This is a genomic window from Enterococcus sp. DIV1328a, assembly GCF_050536905.1.
Taxonomy (GTDB): Bacteria; Bacillota; Bacilli; order Lactobacillales; family Enterococcaceae; genus Enterococcus; species Enterococcus faecalis.
This window is the reverse complement of sequence record NZ_CP172912.1, coordinates 1,854,188-1,878,162: the sequence shown is the minus strand read 5'-3', so window position 1 is coordinate 1,878,162 and position 23,975 is coordinate 1,854,188. Positions and strand designations below refer to the sequence as shown.

19 protein-coding genes are annotated in these 23,975 nt (G+C 37.1%); 18 read left to right on the top strand and 1 reads right to left on the bottom strand.

The genetic code is table 11. The features are described from left to right. Position 1: 1 nt before the first annotated feature. The 9 genes from iolD (at position 2) to IGL93_RS09005 (ending at position 10,417) form a co-directional block, all read left to right on the top strand. The gene (gene iolD / locus IGL93_RS09045; RefSeq protein WP_010775991.1) at positions 2-1,918 is read left to right on the top strand and encodes a 3D-(3,5/4)-trihydroxycyclohexane-1,2-dione acylhydrolase (decyclizing); all 1,917 of its coding nucleotides are present in this window, start codon (positions 2-4) and stop codon (positions 1,916-1,918) included. Positions 1,919-1,956: 38 nt separating this feature from the next. Further along, complete coding sequence (gene iolB, locus IGL93_RS09040; RefSeq protein ID WP_010775990.1) at positions 1,957-2,796, top strand: 5-deoxy-glucuronate isomerase; 840 nt, start codon at positions 1,957-1,959, stop codon at positions 2,794-2,796. A 39-nt stretch (positions 2,797-2,835) separates the two neighbouring features. Continuing rightward, positions 2,836-4,293 carry a CoA-acylating methylmalonate-semialdehyde dehydrogenase gene (locus IGL93_RS09035; RefSeq protein WP_010823828.1) on the top strand — a complete coding sequence of 486 codons (1,458 nt, stop codon included), beginning with the start codon at positions 2,836-2,838 and terminating at the stop codon, positions 4,291-4,293. Positions 4,294-4,466: 173 nt separating this feature from the next. Next, a complete protein-coding gene (locus tag IGL93_RS09030) occupies positions 4,467-5,474 on the top strand; it encodes a Gfo/Idh/MocA family protein (RefSeq protein ID WP_002364407.1) in 1,008 nt (335 codons plus the stop codon). 23 nt (positions 5,475-5,497) lie between these two features. Beyond that, positions 5,498-6,517 carry an inositol 2-dehydrogenase gene (gene iolG, locus IGL93_RS09025; protein ID WP_010775987.1) on the top strand — a complete coding sequence of 340 codons (1,020 nt, stop codon included), beginning with the start codon at positions 5,498-5,500 and terminating at the stop codon, positions 6,515-6,517. 21 nt (positions 6,518-6,538) lie between these two features. Beyond that, on the top strand, positions 6,539-7,429 hold the full coding sequence (gene iolE, locus IGL93_RS09020) for a myo-inosose-2 dehydratase (RefSeq protein WP_010775986.1): 891 nt from the start codon (positions 6,539-6,541) through the stop codon (positions 7,427-7,429). 23 nt (positions 7,430-7,452) lie between these two features. Further along, a complete protein-coding gene (locus tag IGL93_RS09015; protein WP_002388280.1) occupies positions 7,453-9,048 on the top strand; it encodes a solute:sodium symporter family transporter in 1,596 nt (531 codons plus the stop codon). A gap of 9 nt (positions 9,049-9,057) precedes the next feature. After that, positions 9,058-9,381, top strand: coding sequence for a PTS sugar transporter subunit IIB (locus IGL93_RS09010; RefSeq protein WP_016617553.1), 324 nt, complete (start codon positions 9,058-9,060; stop codon positions 9,379-9,381). 202 nt (positions 9,382-9,583) lie between these two features. Then, positions 9,584-10,417, top strand: coding sequence for a hypothetical protein (locus IGL93_RS09005; RefSeq protein ID WP_002400814.1), 834 nt, complete (start codon positions 9,584-9,586; stop codon positions 10,415-10,417). Positions 10,418-10,457: 40 nt separating this feature from the next. Here IGL93_RS09005 and IGL93_RS09000 read toward each other — a convergent pair whose 3' ends face one another. Further along, complete coding sequence (locus IGL93_RS09000) at positions 10,458-11,519, bottom strand: LacI family DNA-binding transcriptional regulator (protein ID WP_002356832.1); 1,062 nt, start codon at positions 11,517-11,519, stop codon at positions 10,458-10,460. Between the two features lie 175 nt (positions 11,520-11,694). On the opposite strand from IGL93_RS09000, the gene IGL93_RS08995 reads away from it, so the two are divergent. The 9 genes from IGL93_RS08995 to IGL93_RS08955 all read left to right on the top strand — a co-directional run bounded on the left by IGL93_RS08995 (position 11,695) and on the right by IGL93_RS08955 (position 23,832). After that, positions 11,695-12,081, top strand: coding sequence for a hypothetical protein (locus tag IGL93_RS08995; protein WP_002356835.1), 387 nt, complete (start codon positions 11,695-11,697; stop codon positions 12,079-12,081). Continuing rightward, positions 12,062-13,861, top strand: a complete 1,800-nt coding sequence (locus IGL93_RS08990; protein WP_002359866.1) for a DUF2264 domain-containing protein — start codon at positions 12,062-12,064, stop codon at positions 13,859-13,861. The genes IGL93_RS08995 and IGL93_RS08990 overlap by 20 nt, the downstream gene beginning before the upstream one ends. A gap of 15 nt (positions 13,862-13,876) precedes the next feature. Beyond that, complete coding sequence (locus IGL93_RS08985; protein ID WP_010713237.1) at positions 13,877-15,019, top strand: glycoside hydrolase family 88 protein; 1,143 nt, start codon at positions 13,877-13,879, stop codon at positions 15,017-15,019. A 49-nt stretch (positions 15,020-15,068) separates the two neighbouring features. Then, positions 15,069-16,346, top strand: coding sequence for an ABC transporter substrate-binding protein (locus tag IGL93_RS08980; RefSeq protein ID WP_002356838.1), 1,278 nt, complete (start codon positions 15,069-15,071; stop codon positions 16,344-16,346). A gap of 150 nt (positions 16,347-16,496) precedes the next feature. Then, positions 16,497-17,399 carry a carbohydrate ABC transporter permease gene (locus IGL93_RS08975; RefSeq protein WP_002356840.1) on the top strand — a complete coding sequence of 301 codons (903 nt, stop codon included), beginning with the start codon at positions 16,497-16,499 and terminating at the stop codon, positions 17,397-17,399. Next, positions 17,372-18,289: a carbohydrate ABC transporter permease gene (locus IGL93_RS08970; RefSeq protein ID WP_002383582.1), complete on the top strand. Its 918-nt coding sequence runs from the start codon at positions 17,372-17,374 to the stop codon at positions 18,287-18,289. The genes IGL93_RS08975 and IGL93_RS08970 overlap by 28 nt, the downstream gene beginning before the upstream one ends. A gap of 12 nt (positions 18,290-18,301) precedes the next feature. Further along, entirely contained in the window at positions 18,302-18,973 is a 672-nt protein-coding gene (locus IGL93_RS08965; protein WP_002389950.1) for a hypothetical protein, read from the top strand. Between the two features lie 100 nt (positions 18,974-19,073). Further along, the gene (locus IGL93_RS08960; protein ID WP_010775982.1) at positions 19,074-20,042 is read left to right on the top strand and encodes a hypothetical protein; all 969 of its coding nucleotides are present in this window, start codon (positions 19,074-19,076) and stop codon (positions 20,040-20,042) included. Between the two features lie 10 nt (positions 20,043-20,052). Beyond that, the gene (locus IGL93_RS08955; RefSeq protein ID WP_010775981.1) at positions 20,053-23,832 is read left to right on the top strand and encodes an Ig-like domain-containing protein; all 3,780 of its coding nucleotides are present in this window, start codon (positions 20,053-20,055) and stop codon (positions 23,830-23,832) included. Positions 23,833-23,975 lie beyond the last annotated feature (143 nt).

Below are 23,975 nucleotides of genomic sequence, written 5' to 3'. Positions count from 1 at the left end.
AATGGAAAAGACGATTCGTTTAACGACAGCACAAGCATTATTAAAATTTTTGAATCAACAATATATTAGCATTGATGGAAAAGAAACACCTTATGTGGAAGGAATCTTTCATGTATATGGTCATGGGAATGTTTTAGGGATTGGTCAAGCGTTGGAACAAGATCCGGGACATTTAAAAAGTTACAGTGGAAAAAACGAACAAGGGATGGCTCATGCTGCTATCGCTTTTGCTAGACAAAGTTTACGTAAGAAAATATTCGCAGTTTCAGCGTCTGCAGGTCCAGGTTCAGCTAATTTATTGACTGCTGCTGGAACCGCCTTCGCTAATAATATACCTGTATTGTTTCTGCCAGCAGATACGTTTGCTACTCGGCAACCAGATCCCGTATTACAGCAGTTGGAACATGAATCAAGTGTAACTTTTTCTACCAACGATGCTTTCCAAGCAGTTTCTCGCTATTGGGATCGTATTAATCGGCCAGAACAACTGATGTCAGCATTGCTACGGGCATTTGAAGTTATGACCAATCCTGCAACTACAGGACCTGCCACCATTTGTTTGCCACAAGATGTTGAGTCAGAAGCCTATGATTATCCAGTAGAGTTTTTTAGAAAAAGAGTTCATTATATCGATCGACGGATGCCGACAATTCGTGAGCTTGAAACAGCTAGTCACTTGATAAAGGATAGTAAACACCCAGTAATTATTGTGGGGGGCGGTTGCAAGTATTCAGAAGCAGGTGAGAGCCTTCAGAAAATTTCTCAAGTTCATCAGATACCTTTGGTTGAAACACATGCTGGTAAATCAACTGTTTCATGGAAATTTGAAAATAATCTTGGAGGCTTGGGAATTTTAGGTACCTCAGCTGCTAATAAAGCTGTTCAGCAAGCGGATTTGATTATTGGAATTGGCACGCGTTATACGGATTTTACCACTGCATCAAAAAGTATTTTTAATTTTGAACAATCAAAAATGATAAATATTAACGTAAGTCGACCACAGACTTACAAAATGGAAGCGTTTCAAATTGTGGGAGATGCTCGAGCAACCTTAGAAGGAATTCTGCCAATGATAGAAGGATATCGAACGGCTTATGGTGAAAAAATCACTGAACTGAAGAACGAATGGGTGAAAGAGCGGGAGCGATTAAAAACAACTCATTTTAAACGGAAAGATTTTGATCCGGAAATCAAAAACCACTTTACACAGGATATTTTAAATGATTATGCTGATTCTTTGAATACAACTCTGACACAAACAGAGGTTTTCGTTCATTTGAATGATTTTGTCGAAGATGATGCGATTGTGATTGGTTCGGCAGGGTCATTGCCAGGCGATATGCAACGATTGTGGAATCCTGTAAAGGAAAATACTTATCATTTAGAGTATGGCTATTCTTGTATGGGCTATGAAATTGCTGGTGCAATGGGGGTACGGCTTGCTAATCCTAATCAAGAGGTTTACGCATTAGTCGGTGACGGTAGTTTTTTGATGTTGCATAGCGAACTGGTCTCTGCATTACAATATGACAAAAAAATCAATATTGTTCTGTTCAATAATTCTGGGTTCGGATGCATTAATAATCTGCAAATGGAGAATGGCGGCGTAAGTCAAGGGACGGAATTTAGAAATACAAAAGGCGAAATTATGAATATCAATTATGCTAAAATCGCTGAAGGATATGGTGCCAAAGCGTATCAAGTCCATTCGATTGAAGAACTAAAACAGGCGATTGTCGACGCGAAAAACCAAACGCAATCGACATTGATTGAAATAAATGTTCTTCCTAAAACGATGACTGCTGGTTACGATGGTAGTTGGTGGAATGTCGGTGTTGCTGAAGTATCAGAAAAACCAGCGATTCAAGAAGCATACCAAGTTAAAAAAGAAAAACTTGTAACTGCTAGAAAATATTAGGTATTCGTCATACAACCAAAAAGTTAGGAGCGAATGAATTGAAAAAAACATTGAAACATCAACCGTTGATAAAAGAACTAGCTCCCGGTGTTCGACAAGTTCAAAATATTCGAAAAAACAACACTGATTTACAGTATATTGAGTTTCAAGTTCTTGAATTAGATAATGGAGCAATGTATCAAGAAGCTGGTAATGAACTGGAAGTTTGTATCGTCGTATTAACTGGCAAAATCAATGTTAAGGTGAGCGATAAATGGTACGAGAATTTAGGTAAACGAACCTCTGTTTTTGAAAAAATTCCGACAGATAGTATCTATATCTCAGCAAAAACGTCGTTTGAACTAATAGCAACTTCTGCTACTGTTCGTTTGGCCCTTTGTTATTCGCCAGCTAAAAAAACGTTACCAGTGCACGTGATTACCGCTGAGGAAAATACGGTTGAAAAACGAGGGATATATCAGAATAAACGACTAGTGCATAACATTTTACCAGACAATGTTGATACTGCCAGTAGTTTGTTGGTGGTTGAAGTCTACACTGAAGGTGGTAACTTTTCTAGCTATCCACCACACAAACATGACCAAGAAAATTTACCTGACGAATCTTATTTAGAAGAGACGTATTATCATGAGCTGAATCCAGAGCAAGGCTTTGTTTTTCAACGAGTATATACAGAGGATGATTCTATAGATGAAACGATGACTGTAGAGCATCAAAATGTTGTGGAGGTACCTAAGGGATATCATCCTGTCGGCGTGCCAGATGGTTACACCTCTTATTATTTAAATGTGATGGCAGGACCTGAACGAATTTGGAAGTTTCATAACGAGAAAAAACACGAGTGGATTTTAAATCGGAACGAATTGACTAACAATTAGAAATAAAAAAATAAGTAGACTTTTTTAGGAGGAAAATAAATGACTCGATTTTTAAAGAATTATATAGGTGGCCGCTGGGTAACAAGTGCAGCCACTGAATTTGAAGAAGTGGTCAATCCGGCAACAGAAGAAGCATTAGTAAATGTTCCATTATCTAGTGAAGCAGAAACTGCAGAAGCAATCAGAGTAGCGGATGAGGCTTTTCAAACATGGAAAAAAGTAAGTGTTCCAGTTCGTGGCCGCTATCTTTTCAAATTGCATCATTTATTGATGACGAATAAAGAAGAGCTAGCACGATTAATTACGCTTGAAAATGGAAAATCTTTGTCAGAATCATTAGGTGAGGTTCAGCGAGGGATTGAAAATGTCGAGCATGCATCGGGCATTACGAATTTAATAATGGGTGATTCTCTATCCACAGCGGCTACAGATATTGAAATTACAAATTACCGTTATCCCATCGGTGTTGTTGGGGGAATTACTCCTTTCAATTTTCCGATGATGGTACCGTTTTGGATTTTCCCAATGGCGTTAGCAGCAGGGAATACGGTGGTGCTGAAGCCTTCCGAAAAAACGCCATTATTGATGGAAAAAATTGTTGAATTAATAGAAGAAGCAGGATTTCCAAGTGGCGTCTTTAATGTTGTCTATGGGGCACACGATGTTGTTAATACTTTATTGCGTGATCCATTAGTAAAAGGAATTAGCTTTGTGGGCTCAAAAAATGTTGGTGAATATGTCTATAAAGAAGGAACAAAAAATCTGAAACGAGTCCAGGCATTAACTGGCGCAAAAAATCATGTTATCGTTTTAAAAGATGCCAACCTTGATCGTGCAGTAAAAGACATTATCGGTGGCTCTTTTGGATCAGCGGGTGAACGCTGTATGGCTGCTTCGGTGATCGTTGTAGAAGAAACTATTGCAGATCAATTCGTTGAAAAATTTAAGGCTGCAGCACAGACGATAAAAATTGGAAATGGTCTGGAAGAAGGAGTCTTTTTAGGCCCCGTGATTCGAAAAGAGGCGCAGCAACGAACATTTGATTACATTCAAAAAGGTATTGATGAAGGAGCGGACTTATTGTTAGATGGCCGTGAAAATATTCCTGAAAAAGGCTACTTCGTGGGACCTACGATCTTTGATCGTGTCACAATGGACATGAAGATTTGGCAAGATGAAATTTTTGCACCCGTTGCCTCAATTGTTCGTGTGAAAAATCTAGAAGCAGCAGTTACACTGACCAATCAATCAGAATTTGCTAACGGTTCATGCCTCTATACGAGTAATGCTTCAGCTATCCGTTACTTTAGAGAGAATGTTGATGCAGGAATGTTAGGCATCAACTTAGGTGTACCAGCACCAATGGCTTGGTTTGCTTTTTCCGGTTGGAAACACTCTTTCTATGGTGACTTACACGCCAATGGAAAAGACAGTGTAGAATTTTATACACATCGAAAAGTTGTGACCGCTCGATACGCTCCTAGCGAAATAAACTAGTTTTACTTCGAAGCTCTGTCAAAGGAGCTTCGAGGATTCTATGATTAAAGCGGTGAAAGTATCTTTTGTTAGTACAAATGTAAGACAGGACTTTCTGAAAATAATGATTGACTAAATAAAATTGTAAGCGTATACATAATACGCATAAAATAAAGAAATCGGAGGACAAATAATTGAAAGTAAAAGTAGGCGTAATTGGTACAGGGGCGATTGGAATCGAACATATTAACAGAATTAATCACAAGACACAAGGCGCTTTTGTAACAGCAGTATCAGATATTAATGTTGAAGCGGCAAGCAAAATTGCTGAGGAGATTGGGGCTCAATTTTTCAAAACAGGCGAAGAATTAATTGCTTCTGAAGAAGTGGAAGTTGTTGTTGTTACTTCCTGGGACCCAACACACGAAAAATATGTCTTGGAAGCAATCAAGCATGGAAAATACGTATTCTGCGAAAAACCATTAGCAATGGATGCCGCAGGATGTCGCCGAATTGTAGATGCAGAAGTCGCTTATGGTAAAAAATTGGTACAGGTGGGCTTCATGCGTCGATACGATCGTGGCTACATTGAGTTGAAAGAAGCAATTGAATCAAAACAGTATGGTGAAGCTCTGATGCTCCATTGTGCGCATAGAAATCCAAGCGCTGATGAAAATTATAAGACGCCAATGGCAATCAGTAATACTGCAATCCATGAAATTGATGTTCTTCGTTGGCTATTAGCCGAAGATTATGCCTCAGTGCAAATGATTTTACCAAAGAAAACCAGTCATACACATGCAGATTTACATGATCCTCAATTACTGATTTTCCAGACGAAATCAGGTGTAACAATTGATTTAGAAATTTTTGTTAATTGTCGTTTTGGCTACGACATTAAGTGTGACGTAGTTTTTGAAACGGCAGAAGTCGGAATGACGGATCCAGCCTATACCAAAATTAAAGCTGCGGAGAAAAATTACACACCAATTTCGCCCGACTGGCAAACGCGTTTTTTAGATGCGTATGATTACGAATTTAAGTTATGGGTTGATTCAATTAAAAACGATAAACTTGTTGGTCCAACTGCTTGGGATGGCTACGTGGCAGCAATCACAATGATGGCTTGTCATGAATCTCGTGAGTCAGGGGAAAAAGTAATGATTGAAATAGATGAACAACCAGCGTTATATACCAAATAATTCTTAAAAAAAGGAGGGGTTTTGTGGAAAATATTAGAGTAGGAATCGTAGGACTAGGTAGATTAGGCAAGGTACACGCAAAAAATTTATCTTCTGCTGTTAGTGGCTGTGAGCTTACGGCCGCCTGTAGTTTAGTTGAAACAGAATTAGCATTTGCACAGAAGGAGTTAGGTGTTAAGTATACGTTTTCTAGTTATGAAAAAATGGTTCAAAGCGCTGTAATTGATGCCGTTTTTATTGTTTCACCTTCAGGATTCCACTGTGAACAAGTCCGTTTAGCTATGGAAAATGGGAAACACGTATTTACTGAAAAACCATTGGGAATTGAAATTGAGGACATAAAAAAGACACAAGAGGTTATTGGAAAATATCCCGAGCAAGTATTTATGTTAGGTTTCATGCGCCGTTACGATGAATCTTATCAGTATGCCAAAAAAATGGTAGAAGATGGGGAAATCGGGGAAGTCACGTTAATCCGTTGTTATGGAATTGATCCGAGTGATGGGCTGGAAAGCTTCGTTAAGTTTGCAATGAACAATGATAGTGGCGGTTTATTTCTAGATATGGCGATTCACGATATTGATTTGGTTCGTTGGTTTACTGGTCAAGAGGTAGAACAAGTTTGGGCAATTGGTAAAAATGCTGCATATCCAGATTTAGATCAAGTCGGTGAATTGGAAACCGGAGCAGCTATGATGAGTCTTAAAGATAAAACAATGGCTTTACTAGTTGCTGGAAGAAATGCTACACATGGTTACCATGTCGAAACAGAAATCATGGGCACCAAAGGGATGTTACGAGTAGCGCAAGTACCTGAAAAAAATTTAGTGACTGTTATGAATAATCAAGGGATTGTGCGACCTTGCTCTCAAAACTTTCCAGAAAGATTTAGAGAAGCGTTCATTCGAGAAGCACAAGAATTTATTTCCTGTATTCAAGAAAAACGTCAACCAGCAGTTAATGCAGAAGATGGTCTACAATCAACAAAAATTGCATTAGCTTGTCAAGAATCATTTGATACGAATCGTTTGGTACAACTATAAATGAAGTAGGAGAGTGACATAATGGCGAAACAAATTCAACTAGCTATTGCGCCGATTGCATGGACAAATGATGATATGCCAGAGCTAGGAAGCGAAAATACGTTTGAACAATGCGTTAGTGAGATGGCGCTAGCTGGATTCACAGGTACGGAGATTGGCAATAAGTATCCAAAAGATCCACAGGTTTTAAAACAATATTTAGATATTCGTGGACTAAAAGTAGCGAGTGCCTGGTTTAGTACATTTTTAACAACAAAACCTTTCGAAGAAACCGCGGAAGACTTCAAAAAACATCGAGATTTCTTACATGCAATGGATGCTAAGGTTATTGTTGTGGCTGAACAAGGACACAGCATACAAGGGATTATGACGGCTCCTGTTTTTAATGAGAAACCAATTTTTTCTGATGAAGAGTGGCAAAAACTAGCTGAAGGATTAGAAAAACTAGGAGACTTGGCACATGAAAAAGGTATGGAGATTGTTTACCATCACCATATGGGGACAGGAGTCCAAACGACTGAAGAAATCGATCGATTAATGAAAATGACGGATCCGACAAAAGTTAAATTATTGTTTGACACTGGCCATCTTGTCTTCTCAGGAGAAGATCCAATCGCAATCTATCAGCGCTATCAAGACAGGATTAAACACATTCACTTCAAAGATATTCGCCAACAAATGGCAGAGGAAGTCAGAACAGAAGAAGATAGCTTCTTAAAGGCCGTGAAAAAAGGCGTCTTTACAGTCCCTGGGGATGGTATGATTGATTTCAAACCAATTTGGTCAGCAATCGAAGAGAGTGGCTATAAAGGTTGGATTGTAGTTGAAGCGGAACAAGATCCTGCCAAAGCCAATCCGTTTGAATATGCCGTCAAAGCGCGAAACTATATCCGAAAGGTCACCGATCTTTAATCTAATCGAGAAGGAGCTAGACAATGAATCTATTTTCAATAATCAGTTTCCTAGTAATTGTCATCTGCGTATGGATTTTTGCCTATTCTCGATCCAGAAGTGTAGATACTTCTGGATCAGAAGGTTTCTTCATGGGTGGCCGAAGCTTAACAGCCTTACCGATTGCTGGGACAATTATTATGACCAACCTATCCACAGAGCAAATTGTTGGACAAAACGGTCAAAGCTATCATGCAGGAATGGAAGTAATGGCTTGGGAAGTAACTGCTGCAATTGCAATTGTCGCATTGGCAGTCATTTTTTTACCAAAATATTTTAAATACGGTATTAATACGGTTTCAGATTTCATTGAAATTCGTTATGATACAGTTACAAAACGAATTATTTCAATCTTGTTTATTGTTACCTATATGATTTCTTTTTTACCAGTAGTTCTTTATTCTGGGTCACTAGTATTCAATAAGATTTTTCATATTGATGAGCTGCTGGGTGTCGAACCTATTGTCGCAATCATTCTTGTGGCGATGGTGATTGGTATTGTTGGGATTCTTTATCTGCTGATTGGCGGCCTATCTTTAAGTGCCAATAGCGATTCGATTTATGGCGTTGGTTTATTGGTTTGTGGTTTGTTGGTTCCAATACTAGGTTTAATGAAACTGGGTGATGGCAGTTTTATTGGTGGGATTGAACAGGTTGTTGAAAACACACCATGGTTACTGAACTCTGTAGGTGCAATTGATTCTGCTGTTGTACCATGGCCAACATTATTTACAGGGATGTTGTTTAATAATTTGTATTTCTGGTGTACCAATCAGATGATTGTTCAAAAAGCACTTTCAGGAAAAAATTTAGCAGAAGCACAAAAAGGAGCTTTTTTAGTGGGGATTTTCAAAGTGTTTGGTGCATTATTCTTAGTATTTCCAGGAATTGTTGCAAGAAATCTTTTTGGGGATGCGTTGATGTCCAATCCTGATAACGCATATCCATATTTAGTAACTGAAGTTTTACCAAAAATGCTTTTCGGCATTTTTGCTGCAGTTATTTTTGGGGCAATTTTATCTTCCTTTGCGGGAGCTTTAAATGCAACCTCAACTCTGTTTTCACTAGATTTTTACAAACCAATTATCAATAAGAAAGCAGATGACAAACAAATTGCTCGTGCGGGAAAAACAGTTACAGTTATTGTAGGGATTATTTCAATTATCGTTGCACCGTTTATTTCTTTTGCACCAGCTGGATTGTACCAATTTGTTCAAGAGTTTAATGGATTATACAATATGCCATTGTTAGTGATTATACTTTTTGCGTTTTATTCCAAAAAAGCAACTGCTTTTGGAGCAAAAATGACAATTGCTATCCACATTGTTTTGTATGCGCTGTCAAAAGTGTTTTTGAAAGATATCCATTTTTTATATGTCTTAAGCCTGCTCTTCTTCTTAGATATTCTTATTTTAATAGTGGTTTCTAAAATAAAACCAGATGGCGAATTTGTTTTAAATTCTTTTGATACGAAAGTAAATATTGAACCTTGGAAACATACAAAACTTGTCGCAAGTATATTAGTTGTCGTGGTTATCCTAACCTATGTAGCATTTTCACCAATCGGATTTGCTAGATAAAAATATTTCATGAATGAGGAGAAGTTTATGAGCAAAAACATATTGATTATTTGTGAGACAGGAATTAGTGCATCGCTGTTAGTTTCAAAATTACTTGAAGCAATTAGGGAAAAAGAGTTATCTTATGATTTAGATTATGCGCCTGTTTGTCGGATTGAGGAAAAACTTGGTTATAAAGAGTATGATGTGTTAATGTTGACCCCACAAGTCGCTCGTGTCAAAGAAAAAGTGGAAAAATATATAGAAGGCTGTCAGGGGCAGGTTGTTTTTATCGATCAAGAAGATTTTCGTTATATGAACACAGAGAAGATACTCGCAAGTATCGAAAAGTAAGATTTAGAGAGTGGGACATCAGTCAGCTTTGGTTGATGTCTTGCTTTTTTATTGTGTTCAAAAAGAGCAGAATCAAAATCTTACGTTTTATAGTGAGTACCAAATACTTTTATAGAAATAAAGCTAAAGTTATTATTTTAGTAAAAAATAGATTAATTTACTAAAATAATATATAATAAAGGTAAAACTAGGAGGGAAGCATATGACGTGTATTTCATTATCGATTTTAAATCAAGAACAAGAAGTTAGAAAAGCTAAGATAGATGATTCAGATTCTTTGAAAGAGTTAACTATTACAGGAAAAGATTTTGTTTGTTTAGCTGCTCGGGATTGTCAATTACAAGACGGCGATGTGATTCAAGTTTGTTTAGATACGCCCAATACTTATTTAATGGTGAAGTTAGATGCTACGCTTGATAGCAGTTTGATTTATGTTCCAGAACAAAAATGGACGTTTCCAATCACAAAAAATGAAAACGCTATCGAAGCGCGAGCAGCGTATCGTTTTGAAACCAAGAAACCTTATATAAGTGTGCGTGTTGCCACTAAAGAAGAAATTAAGAGTTATCGTAATTGGGCGTTAAATCCACATGATTTACAACATTTTACTGGTGCGTATCCTCATGCATCTGCCAACGTGGAAACGCGAAATGATGCCACTTTTTTTGCTTGCAATGCGATTGACGGTACCTTTGCTAATCTTTATCATGGGCCGTATCCTTATCAATCATGGGGGATTAATCAGCAATTAGATGCCGCATTAAAAATTGAATTTGGGCGTGAAGTCTTGTTGGATAAAGTGATCTTAACATTACGAGCGGACTTTCCCCATGATAATTATTGGCAACAAGTGACTTTAAAATTTTCCGACGGTACACATGAAGTTTTTAAAACTGTTAAGACTGAGCAACGCCAGAGCTTTACCTTTGCGAAACGGGCAGCGGAGTGGGTGATACTAACAGAGTTAATTCAAGCAGATGAACCATCACCATTTCCAGCATTAACACAAATTGAATTATTTGGTCAAAACAAATAAAAAATAAGGACGGTTCCTTTATAGGAGCGGTCCTTATTTTTTATTTCTGGCGTGGGCTAGTTGTCGATTGGCGGACAACCAATTCTGTGTTTAACAGGACTCTACGAGGAATGCTAGGCATTTGAATTCGTTTGTGCAATAAATTAATGCCTGTCTCGCCCATTTCTTCAGTAAAGGCATGGACAGAGGATAGCGGCGGTGAGACATATTGAGAAATAGAGATATCATTGATCCCCATGACACTAATTTCTTCAGGAACCTTTATACCGTGTGCGGCTAACGTATGTATCACACCGATTGCAAAGGCGTCATTATAAGCAAGAATCGCAGTAGGTAAATCATTTCCCCATTTTTCTAACGCTTCTTCTGTCAATTGTTCCCCCGTTTTGACATCCAACATGCCATTTTCTTTTAAGATAAAATAATCTTCGTTAAACAAGTGATAATGCTGCATAATGTCAAGATAAGCGTTGGTTGTCGGTGTTTTATAGCGACGGAAACCATACATATTTTCGCTTTCTTCGGCACCAATAAAGGCAATTTTTTCGTGGCCCAATTCCAAAAGATGGGTTAAGGCAATCTCGGTTGCTTGATAAAAATCAGTATTTACAGAATCAAATTCTTCCAGTGGGAAATTACTGCCAATTACACAAAGATTTGGATGTAGTTGCTGCAACTCTTGTAACGTCTTTTGAGTGAATTTGCCAATTGCCAAAATGCCATCAATCCCTTGAAGGTTATGTTGTTCCAATTGAGAAACTTTGAGAATATTGTAACCTAATTCTTCGGCCCGTTTTTCAGCGCCTAAGCGAATCGACATATAGTAAATATCCGTTAGTTCTTCGTCATCTGAACGCCACTGAACGACGGCAATCGAAGGCTCTTGCGGAGCTGTTTGTACGGAAAGGTTAGGTGTCAGTTGCTCCTGCTGTTTGTTTTTATTTTTAGTTTTATATTTCGTATAATTCAGGGTTTCTGCTGCTTCAAAAATTTTTCGCTTGGTTTCCTCTGTAACGGATAAGTTTGGATCATAGTTCAGAACTCGCGATACAGTTGAAATTGAAACATTCGCGACTTTTGCGATATCTGTGATAGTTGCCATTCTAAATGCCTCCTTCTCAAGTACTATTATAGCATATAGTATATTTCTTTTTAGTAAAAAAAAGCAAGAAAAAGCTTTTTTTACTTTTTTTTAGCAAAAACTATTGATTTTTTGACTAAAAAAATATACTATAAAGTCAAAGAAAGCGCTTTAATTCGATGGAGAAGGTGGTTTAGTGAAAAGATTTTCACTTTTTTTACTAATTTTACTTGCTTTAACAGGTTGTAAATCCGGTGAAAAAGAATTTGATGAAGAATCTCTTCAAAATCTAAAGGAAACGGCACAGTCTTATTCAGAAACAGAATTACAAAATGGTGACGTTCGTTTAAATGAATATATTTCTTTGAAAGGGGAGATTGTTGAGAGTGACAGTCGTTCCAGTTTAATAAAAAAAGGTGATCGTTTTATTTTGAAAAGTGGTTCTAGTAAATATCAAGTTTTTAATGAGCAAAAGAAAAAATTGAAGATTGGTGACGAAGTGACAGTTTACGGAGAATATTACGGCTTTTTGAAAGGGACATTAATTGAAAGTGAGGAGAATCATGATTCAGCCACGAATTAGACAGAATCCTTTTGAAACATACGAAGAAGTTGCAGAAGGATTTGAAGATTTATTAGCGCCACTGGAATTGTTTTTTGATCGAGAATATCAAGGTCATCTGGATTTAGGGACACACGGGACAGTTTATTCTAAAGGAACACGTGATGCGGAGGCATTTTTACGACCATTATGGGGACTAGGTCCTTATGTAACGCAAAATGAAAGTGAGTATTTGAATGACTTTCTAACGGGAATTATCGAAGGCACCGATCCTGAGAGTTCATCTTATTGGGGAAAAACAAAAGATTATGATCAATTGATTGTTGAGATGGCAGCATTAAGTACATTTCTTTTGTTAAACAAAGAAAAAACGTGGGACCAGCTAACAAAAGAACAGCAAAATAATTTACACAGTTGGCTGATACAAGCCAATGAAAACATTATTCCGCCAAATAATTGGCATTTCTTTAGAGTGTTGCTGAATTTAGCGATGAAACATTGTGAAATGCCGTATTCAAAAGAACAGATCGCTGTTGATTTGGCTGTAATTGATCGTTTTTATGTCGGTAATGGTTGGTATTATGACGGAGTCGAGACACAAGTTGATTATTATGTTTCTTTCGCTATTCATTATTATAGTTTATTGTATTGTCGTTTTGCCCCGGAAGATACCGCAAGAGTGGCTATTATGAAGGAACGAGCAACTTTGTTCGCGCAAGAGTTTAAATATTGGTTTACTCAGCCAGGAGAAGCGATTCCCTTTGGACGTAGCTTAACGTATCGTTTTGCTCAAGTGTCATTTTTTAGTGCCTTAGTTTTTGCAGATGTTGAAGCATTGCCGTGGGGTGAGATCAAAGGTCTAATCAGCCGACATCTTCATCAATGGATGAACAAAGATATTTTTACAACAGATGGATTATTGTCGGTAGGTTATGATTATCAAAATATGGTCTTTGCTGAAGGCTATAATGGTCCTGGTTCACCTTATTGGGCCTTTAAAACATTTATTTTGTTAGCGGTTCCAAAAGATCATCCTTATTGGCAAGCAGAAACACAGCCTATTAGCTTTCCAGAAAAACACTTACCTTCACCAGAAAGTCGGAACTACTATCAAGTAAATGATGCAGGGACACATGGTTTAATGTTTCCAGCGGGACAATTTATTAATTATCAAGCTCATGCGCATGATAAATATAGTAAATTTGTTTATTCTTCCCATTTTGGTTTCAGTACTATAAAGAGTGATTATTGGTATTATGAAGGTGCTTATGATAATTGCTTGGCTTTAGCTGAAGACGACCATTATTTCCGCACGAAGGGATTAGATGATCAGTACGAAATTCTTGATGATCGTATCATTCATCAATGGCATCCTTGGTCCGATGTAGCAATCAAAACGACAATTGTACCATTAGAAGGCCAGCATTTACGGATCCACGAAATTGAGACACAACGTGCATTAGTGGCTTATGAAGGTGGCTTCTCAATCCCGCTCTTCGATGAAAAGGTCACTTGCGTTTCTGATCAAATGGCTGAGGTAAAAAATGCAAAAGGTGTGTCAAAAGTAGAAAATATCAACGGCTTTTCTGAAGCTGCGATTATTCGAACAGAACCGAATACAAATTTACTTTATCCATTAACGGAGTTGCCATATTTGAAAGCAAACTTGTCGAAAGGGAAACATCTTTTAATTTCATTGGTGACAGGCGTACTACCGAATGAACAAATTGAGCCAGTTAAAGTTAGGTTAAAAGAAAATCAGCTTTTAGTTGAAGAGAAAGTTGTAATTTTGGGGAATTAGGGGGAGAAATACACAATGACAGAAAATGGACAGATTGAGTGGTTGCCGAAGCAAATCAGTTTTGCTTTAAACAAAGTTCGAGGAAATTTAGAGACATTTAAAGAATTAGTTCCACCCGCGGCAAGTTTAAATCAAATTTATTATCCTGAAGAAAATATTGACTGGACGGCCAGCTTTTGGCCAGGAATGTTATTTTTAGCAAAGGAATTAACAAATTCAACAGAGTTCGATGAGGTGATTGCCACACAGATGGCTTCTTTTCAACATCGCTTGGATGAACAAATTGAGCTGGAAACACATGATATAGGCTTTTTGTATATTTTAACAGCCATTGCTGATTATCAAGTCAATGGTCATGAGGCCTCAAAAGAAATGGCCTTGCAAGCTGCGGACTTATTAATGAAACGTTATTCACCAAAAGCCAAGATTATTCAAGCTTGGGGGAATTTAGACGATCCAGAGCAACGAGGTAGAATGATTATTGATTGTTTAATGAACTTACCATTATTATACTTTGCAGCAAAAATGACTGGCAAGCAAGAGTATTATGAAGCTGCCTACAATCATGCGAAACAAACACAAAAATATATTGTGCGAGAAAATCACACTACGTTCCATACGTATTATTTTGATACGGAAACAGGCGAAGCCTTGTACGGAAAGACACAGCAAGGATACTCAGATGATTCTTGTTGGGCTCGCGGCCAAGCCTGGGGAATTTACGGCTTTACGTTAAGTTATTTATATACAGGAGATAGTAGTTTTCTGGAAACAGCCAAAAATGTTGCTGATTACTTTATTCAAGAATTACCAGAGGACAAAATCTGTTACTGGGATTTAATTTTCAATGAAGGGAGTGAAGAAGAACGTGATAGCTCATCTGCTGCAATTGCTGCATGTGGCTTACTAGAATTATCTCGTCAGCTTCCATTAAATGATGAAAAACATGGCTATTATGAAAAGGTTGCGCTAGAACTATTACAAGCATTAGCGGAAAAGTATACAACGGTTTTACGACCAGAGTCGAACGGCCTAATGCTTCATGGTGTCTATGATAAAAAAACAAATACAGGAGTCGATGAATGCATGATTTGGGGCGACTACTTTTATTTGGAAGCGTTAACTCGTTTAGCGAAAAGCTGGTATTCTTTTTGGTAATTCATGGAGGAAAACTCCTAAAAAATAATAAATAGCGGAGGTAGTACAAATGAAATTTTGGAAAAAAGGCTTAACAGCGGCAGCGTTGTTAGCGGTGGCGGCAGTAACTTTAACAGCATGTGGTGGTTCAAGTGAAAAGAAAGCAACTGAAAAGAGTGAAGATGGCAAAACAAAATTAACAGTAACTACTTGGAATTATGACACGACCCCAGAATTTGAGAAATTATTCAGAGCTTTTGAAGCGGAAAATCCTGATATCACTATTGAACCGGTGGACATTGCTTCAGATGATTATGACACAAAAGTAACAACGATGCTTTCATCAGGAGATACGACGGATATTTTAACCATGAAAAACTTACTTTCATATTCTAATTACGCGCTACGCAATCAATTGGTGGATTTAACCGATCACGTTAAAGATTTAGATATCGCACCTGCCAAAGCAAGTTACGAGATGTATGAAATCGATGGTAAAACCTATGCTCAGCCTTACCGTACAGATTTCTGGGTATTGTATTACAATAAAAAAATGTTTGATGAAGCCGGAATTGCCTATCCCGATAACTTAACTTGGGACGAATATGAAGCGTTAGCGAAAAAATTATCTAAACCAGAAGAACAAGTATATGGTGCCTATCAACATACTTGGCGCTCAACCGTTCAAGCGATTGCTGCTGCTCAAAATAATGCCAATTTGATTGAACCGAAATACAATTATATGGAAACTTATTATGATCGCGCATTGAGAATGCAAAAAGATCAATCACAAATGGATTTTGGAACAGCAAAATCAACAAAAGTAACGTATCAATCACAATTTGAAAATTCAAAAGCGGCGATGATGTACATGGGTAGCTGGTACATGGGGACTTTATTAACCAACATTGATGATGGCAAAACAAATGTCGAATGGGGGATTGCCGAAATACCACAACAAGAAAAAGGCAAAGCAACTACCTTTGGCTCACCGACAAGTTTTGCAATTAATAAAAACAGTAAAAAACAAAAAGCTGCTCAAAAATTCTTAGACTTTGCTTCAGGTAAAGAAGGTGCAAAACTTTTAGCAGAAGTAGGGGTGGTTCCTTCTTATAAAACAGATGAAATTGATAAAATCTACTTTGCAAGAAAAGGAATGCCTTCAGATGAAGTCTCACAAAAAGCCTTTAACCCAGATACAATTAATTTAGAATTCCCATCTGATAAAAACGGTGCCGCAATTGATAAAGTATTACAAGAAGAACATGATTTAATTATGGTCGGCGACGAAAAACCAAAAGATGGTATTGCTAACATGGAAAAACGTGTCAAAGCAGAGATAGACTAATTATTATTTTCTGCAAAAACACAAAAGATTGATGAAAAAAATAAGCTGAAATGAGTAACCTACAATGAATTTCAGCTTATTTTTTTAAATAAAGAATGTAGCTTGAGTTTGGAAGGAGGGCCTGTTAAGTTCACTTAACAGAATACAATTATGGAAATTACTTCAAAAACAAAAACAGCAAATAAATTGAGACGAAAAAATACGTGGACTGCGTTATCTTTTATCGCACCAAACTTTATTGGCTTTTTCCTCTTCACTTTAATCCCGGTTATCTGTTCACTGATTTTAGCTTTTATGAGTTGGGATTCTTTTTCAACTCCTGAATTTGTCGGAATGAAAAATTTCACCAAAATGATTCATGATGATACGTTTTGGATTTCGTTAAAACAAACGTTTATCTATACGATTGGTGTTGTTCCGTTAACATTGATTTGCTCATTAGGACTAGCGATTTTGTTGAATCGTAAAATTAGAGGGATGAAATTTTTTAGAACGGCTTTTTTCTTTCCTTATGTAACGTCATTAGTTGCGATTGCGGTCGTTTGGAATATGCTATTTCATCCAACAATGGGACCAATTAATCAATTTTTGAAATTATTTATTGAAAATCCTCCTGGCTGGACATCTAGTTCTACTTGGGCTTTACCAGCAATTATCATCGTTAGTGTGTGGCGCTTTATGGGGTATTATATGATTTTGTATTTAGCTGGTTTACAAAGTGTGCCAAGAGAATTATATGAAGCAGCGTCAATGGATGGCGCGGGTAAATGGAATCAATTTTTAAATGTTACCTTACCTTCACTACGACCAACGACCTTTTTCGTGACTATCATGCTTGTAATTAACTGTTTCAAAGTGTTTGACTTAGTTCAAGTTATGACTGGTGGTGGACCAGGACGTGCAACGAATGTGTTAGTTTACGAAATTTACAATGAAGCCTTTGTCAAATTTAATTTTGGTTATGCATCAGCCATTGCGATGGTCTTATTCATCATCGTTCTAGCGATTACTGTGGCTCAATTTAAATGGAATCAACATCAAGAGAAAGTTTAGGAGGAGAAAAGATGGAAGCAACTTTTTCAAAAAAAGAAAATACTCGAAAAGCAAAAACGAAAAAAGCAGAAAAAGTCACACCTGGTGGGATCCTTGTAATCATTCTCTTAACTTTACTTGCGTTAATTACTTTGGTGCCTTTCATTTGGATGGTTTCAGCATCATTTAAAACAAACAATGAAGTTTTCACCATTCCAATTCAATGGATTCCTAAAAGTTGGCATCCAGAAAACTATTCCGTTATTTGGGAACGCATTCCATTGTTAACTTTCTTTAAAAATACGTTATTTTTAAGTATTGTGATTACGATTATTCAACTATTTACTTCAAGTTTTGCAGCATATGGCTTTTCAAAAATGAATTTTAGAGGAAGAGATACACTTTTTATTACGTACATCGCAACAATTGCTATTCCTTGGCAATCGTATATGATTCCACAATTTATTATGATGCGTCAATTAGGTTTGACTGACACGTTATGGTCACTTGTTTTATTACAAGCATTTAATGCATTTGGGGTCTTTTTACTGAAACAATATTACAGCAGTATTCCAGATTCACTATGTGAAAGCGCGCGGATTGATGGGTTAAGTGAGTGGGGAATTTATTGGAAAATTATTTTACCATTAACCAAACCAGCTTTAGCTAGTCTCACGATTATTACTTTTGTGAATACATGGAATGACTATATGGGACCTTTCATTTATTTATCTTCTACTGAGAATAAAACGATTCAGTTAGGTTTGAAAATGTTCGTCGGTTTATTTGATGCTGAATATGCCTTAATCATGGCCGCATCAGTGGTTTCTATTTTACCAGTAGGGATTGTCTTTTTAGCAATGCAAAAATACTTTGTTGAAGGTATTGCTACATCTGGAATGAAGAATTAGGAGGAAGTTTGAATGTTTACTAAGCAAACCTTTGATAATAATATCTATATGAAAATTTTTCGCTGGCTTTACATTTTATTTATCGGTAATCTAGGGCTTCTCTTAGTGAACATTCCTTTTTTCATAGCGGTGATTAGCTTAGACATTGATCCACGAAACCTCCCACTTTTTGTAGTAACGTTGTTGCCGATGGGGGCAGGGATGATTGCACTTTTAGGTTTAATCGATACTTTTAAAGAAGAAAAGGAGCTGGATCCATTTAAAACTTTTTTCCAAAAGTTTCGTCAGTTTGGGTTAAGAGGCTTTCTTATCAGCTTGCTAGGCTTAGGAAGTAGCATCATCAGTGTGACAGATATATTCTTTTTTGCCAAAACAACGATTGGTAAATGGTTTATTCCATTGATGGTCCTTCTGCTAATTTTTGGGTTAGCTATTATGCTGAATGCTTGGTATTTTCAAGTACGAAACCCGCAAGCTTCTTTTAAAGATGTGTTTCGGATTTCAATTTACTATGGACTGCGGAAATGGTATGTCAGCTGTCTAAATGTTTTTTTACTATTCTCAATGTTTGCAATGATGTTTTTGAAGCCACAGTTTGGGTTTGTTGTAACCCCTGTCCTGTTCCTAGGGATTATTTATTTAAATACTGGGAAATTGCATGAAAAGCAAAAAAAGAATAAATAATTTTTACCTAATAAGTAATCTCGATTTTCAGGAAAATGAATGAAGGTGGGATTGCTTATTTTGTTCTTGCCTTGTTTATTAAAGTGGAGGGAGCGAACGAATGAAGAAAAAAATAATTATTTTAAGTAGCTTTTTGATAGGTGCTATTTTTGTGCTCGTTATTTTTACTACCAGCCAGCAAAGTATGATTAATAACGAAGCAATCCAAGTCGAAGAATTGATTGTTTATGGCGATAAAAATATGAATCGTGTAGCGAAGCAATTCTCTGATCAGAATAATTTAACTTCGTTTGGGAAAAATTTCTGGCGCAAAACGTATAACGGAAAATCACCCACTCAGGAACTACTGAAGGTTGCAACGAAGGATTTAGTACAACATAAAATGATTAAACAGCTGGCGACGGAGTTAGAAATAGCCCACTCACAAACATTTGGGCAAGAAAAAAAAGAATGGCAAGACCAAAAGAGCAGTTTAACGCTCTGGCAATTTTTAGATGCAAAAGATCAACAATTACAGGACCAAATAAAAGAGAAATTAATGGAGAAAGAAAAGCCAACGCAAAAAGAATTGCGGCAGGCCTTTGAGCAATTGGATGATAAATATAAAAAGACCGATTACTTTATTGAAGCAATTGAAATTCCAAATTTTTCAGGTAAGCAAGCAGAATTAGAAAAAATAGCCGAAGCAATCTCTCCGAATCTATCTTATGAGGAGACGTTATTGGAATGGCAAAATAAATTACCTAATCTTGTTATTGCATCGTATCAATTGAAGAGTGCAGAAATCCAAAAAGAGGATATTTATTCGTTGTCTGTTGGGGAGATTCTTAGTGAAAAAGCTGTTGGTACCGTGGTGAAAGGATACCACGAAAACCAATACTTTTATATTTTTAATAAGGAAGGAGGGCAACTTTTACAGTTTGAAGAAGCACCACAATTTGGCAAAAATGCCTATATCAACACATGCTACAAAGAGAAATTAGCTACGTATCAACAAGCAACCAAAGTAGACTTGTTGGAGAAAGACAGAGAAAAGTTTTTTCAAAATTATCAAAATAAAAACAGTTAAGGAGCAGAAAATGAGAAAAAAAGCGTATTTTAAAAGTGTAACCATTTTCCTTTCTATTTTGCTTGTTTTTTCCCAGCTTCAATTATTTAGTCTTCCTGCTTATGGGGAAACAGTGAGTGATCAACCGTTACTTTTTCGTTCAGTAGGTGTCGCTCAAAATGGAACGACCTACTATGTGGATGGGGAAGGAGGAAATAATGCCAATGATGGGCAGTCTCCAGCCAGTGCTTGGCGTGATTTTGAAAAAGTGAATCAGACGGAGTTTCAGCCAGGCGACCATCTTTTGCTGAATGCGCAAAGTACCTGGAATAACCAATTGTTACATCCAAAAGGGAATGGGACAGCGGCACAAAAGATTGTCATTGATTTTTATGATACGAATGACAAAGGAGAAACCATTTTTGAAACCACACGGCGTCCGATTATTAACGGTGGTGGCACCTACAGCACAGGGACTTTCAAACGTGCAATCTCAGGGGCCGTGCAGTTAGTGAACCAAGAATATTGGGATATTTCAAACTTAGAAGTGACAAATACACCAGAGCTAGATAATCTCGAAGGCTATAAGAAACCAGGAGATGCTCAAAGAGCGGGGATATTAGTCCTAGGATATGAACAAAATCGAACGTTCAATAGTGTCACGATAAGGAATAACTATGTTCATGATGTTCAAACAGAATATTATTTGAATCTAAGTGGGAATACTGCAACCAAACGATTAAAAGCGGTAGGTGGAATTATTGTTTTAGGAAGTTGGTTTGATGAGAATGGCAATGTAGTAACGGCAGCTAATGATCATCGAACAACGACTGGATTTAATGATATTTTGATTGAAAATAATGTGATTCAACGAGTGGGACTTGAAGGAATTCGAACAAAAGCTGATTCAGATACCTCAAGAGGCAACACTTTCTACAAAACGTTTTCTAATATTACGATTCGTAATAACTATTTAGAAGATATTGCTGGCGACGGGATTGTCTTGTCAGAAGCCAAAAGTGGCGGTGTCGTCGAAGGAAATGTTGCTGTCCGAATGTGCAATGCCGATTATGGTACACAAAATTACGCGGGCGTTTGGGCAATGTCTGTAGATGACGGACTGTTCCAATATAACGAAGTATACGGAATCAAATATGGATTTAACGATGCCGAAGCTTATGATGTGGACATGCAGTCAAACAATGTTATTTATCAATATAACTATTCACATCATAATACTGGCGGCTTTTTATTGCTTATGTCTGATCAAAAAAATTCGGTTATTCGTTACAATATCTCAGCTAATGACGGCGGTGGTAACCGAGGAACAGGTAAAGACAATCCAGGCGGAGCTGGTGGCTACAATTATAAAGAACAAAGCATTTTCCATTATTGGGTGAAAAATGATGGAGCGGCAATGCCAACTATCCACAATAATACGATTTATGTTGGCGACGGCATTTCAACGTCATTATTTGGTGAAGGAAATAGTTCTGACAACAGTGGTACAGTAGCCAATTTTTACAATAATATTTTATACAAAGAAGGTACCGGACAATTAAAATTCTTATCTAATTATCCAACAAATGGGACACAACCAATTGAACGTAAAATGGTCGATAATCCAGAAAAATATTTCAAAAATAATGTTATTTGGCCAAAAGAAATTGCTACAGAAAAAAGTGGTGCAACTGTTGAAAAATTAGTATCAAGTGGAAACATTTTTGAAAAACCACAATTAGAAATCACAGATAACCCTGAAAAAGTGAAAGAGTTGGCAGAGCAAGAATTTACGACATTGAAACCAACAAAAGATAATGTGGTTGAATTTACTTCCAAAGAACGCTTACGTCAGCGAGCACAAATGTTCCAATTAAAAGAAACCTCGCCAGCGATTGGTAAAGGCTTGTCGGAAGTGAACAGTGCGGCCGAAGACTTCTTTGGAAATAGCTTGAAAAATAAAGTTTTAGATATTGGTGCGCAACAAGCATCCACAATTGAAAAAAGTATTCGTTATCAAAATCAAGTGTTAGAAATTAGTTCGGCAACAGGTGTGTATCCTAATTTGCCAGAGCAAGTTGAATTAACGTACGAAGAAGTCGTTAATGAAGAAGTGGTTGCGACAGGCAAAAAAGAATTTAAGTTACAATGGGAAGCAATCCCTCAAGAAAAAATTAATACAGCAGGCACAGTTGAAGTTGCAGCAACAGTTATCGGCTTACCGATAGATGCTGTCAAAGTAACAGCCAAGGTCTCTTTTGAGGGTGAACTTGGTGAAGGAAAAGACACCGTTAAACTAAAAACAGCTCAAACTGCCTATGTTCAAAAGAGTGATGGTAACCGAGCATACTCTGCTATAGCAGGCGGTACCGCTGCCATTAGTTCAGGAGACGCCTATAAATATCCTTATGGAGTAAACTATACGGGCAATTACGCATTAAAATTAAAAAATGCTAGTTCTGCAGGGTATAATCGCCGGATTTACGTTGAAATTGATACACAAGAATTGAAGAACTATCAATCACTAAAAAGTGCCAATTTAGAACTAAATGTGATGCGTTATGATGCGTGGAATGGTGCTGGCAATACAAATGATGAACGTTTGAAAAATACGCAGTTCCAAGTAGATGTTTATGGAACAGATACTAATTGGATGAGTAACACCATTACTTGGAATAATGGTCCAAATAATTTAAATGTACCAAATGAAGAATTTATTGCTCGACAATCTTTTACAAATAGTTCAATTATGAATAATCAAAATACAATCTCTATTGATATTAGTAACTATCTACGAAAGCTAATTCAAAGTGGTGAGACAATTCCAGCCAAGTTAAGTTTCTTATTAGCGATTACAGACAGTCGTTTGCCTGGTTATGATTCTGATAATGCTGGGTTTGATGCTTTTTCAAAAGAAGGCGCACAAAAGGCCTATCAAGACTTTTTAGCAGGCAAATTGACCTTGCCAACTGGTCAACAGCTAACAGAGGATAGTTTAGCTCCTAAAATTGTTTTATCGAATGTTTTCGAAGTCAAACATGAGTCGATTGAGGTCACGACAGAAGCGGGTCAAGCCCCTAATCTACCAGAAAAAACAACTATTTTTTATTCGGATGGTTCACAACGAGAAGTGACTGTCAATTGGTCAGAAGTTCCAGCATCTTCTTATCAAAAAGAAGGAACATTCACTGTTGTAGGACGAGCAGCAGGTGTCTCAATGCCAATTATTGCCAATGTAAAAGTCACCGCTAAACATATTGTTGGATTCAAGGAATTGCCTACGCTGGATCGCCTAACAGGCACCTCGCGAGGCGAACTGAATTTGCCAACTGAAGTAATTGCAAAATTAGATGATGGTAGCGAAACGAAATTGAAGGTTATTTCTTGGGATGACGATGTTAGTAATTATTCGCCAAGTAGCCCGCCAGGTACTTACCAGTTCCCTGCTGCAGTAGAAGAAAAAATAGGAATTGCGAATCCCGATGAACGAAAAATCTTCCAAGTCGTGCAAACTCATGCGATTCCTGAAAGAATTCAATTTGCTACAGAAACAGCTACTATAAAATCAGGCGAAAATTATCAAATTCAATCTAAAGTGATTGGTCAAGCGCCGCACACAGAAACGGATGCTTGGAGCTCGCAAGTCACGTATGAGTTGGTTACACCAGATGCTAGCAATACAGTAAGTGTAGATGAAAACGGTCTGATTAGGACAGAAGCAACGACTGCTGCAGGAAATTATCAAATCAAAGTAACAAGCAAAGTTTTGCCGATAGTGACTGCACAATTTTCAATTAAAGTCACAAAATAAATAAACTGTTTGAAGAGACTGGAACAAGAATTGCTGTACCTTGCAATCTTTCTAGTCTCTTCGATTATCTAGAATCAATAAATATTCTATTGCCTACTATTCATTCTTTTTAAAACAAGGTAAAATAATAAATGAAAGTAAAC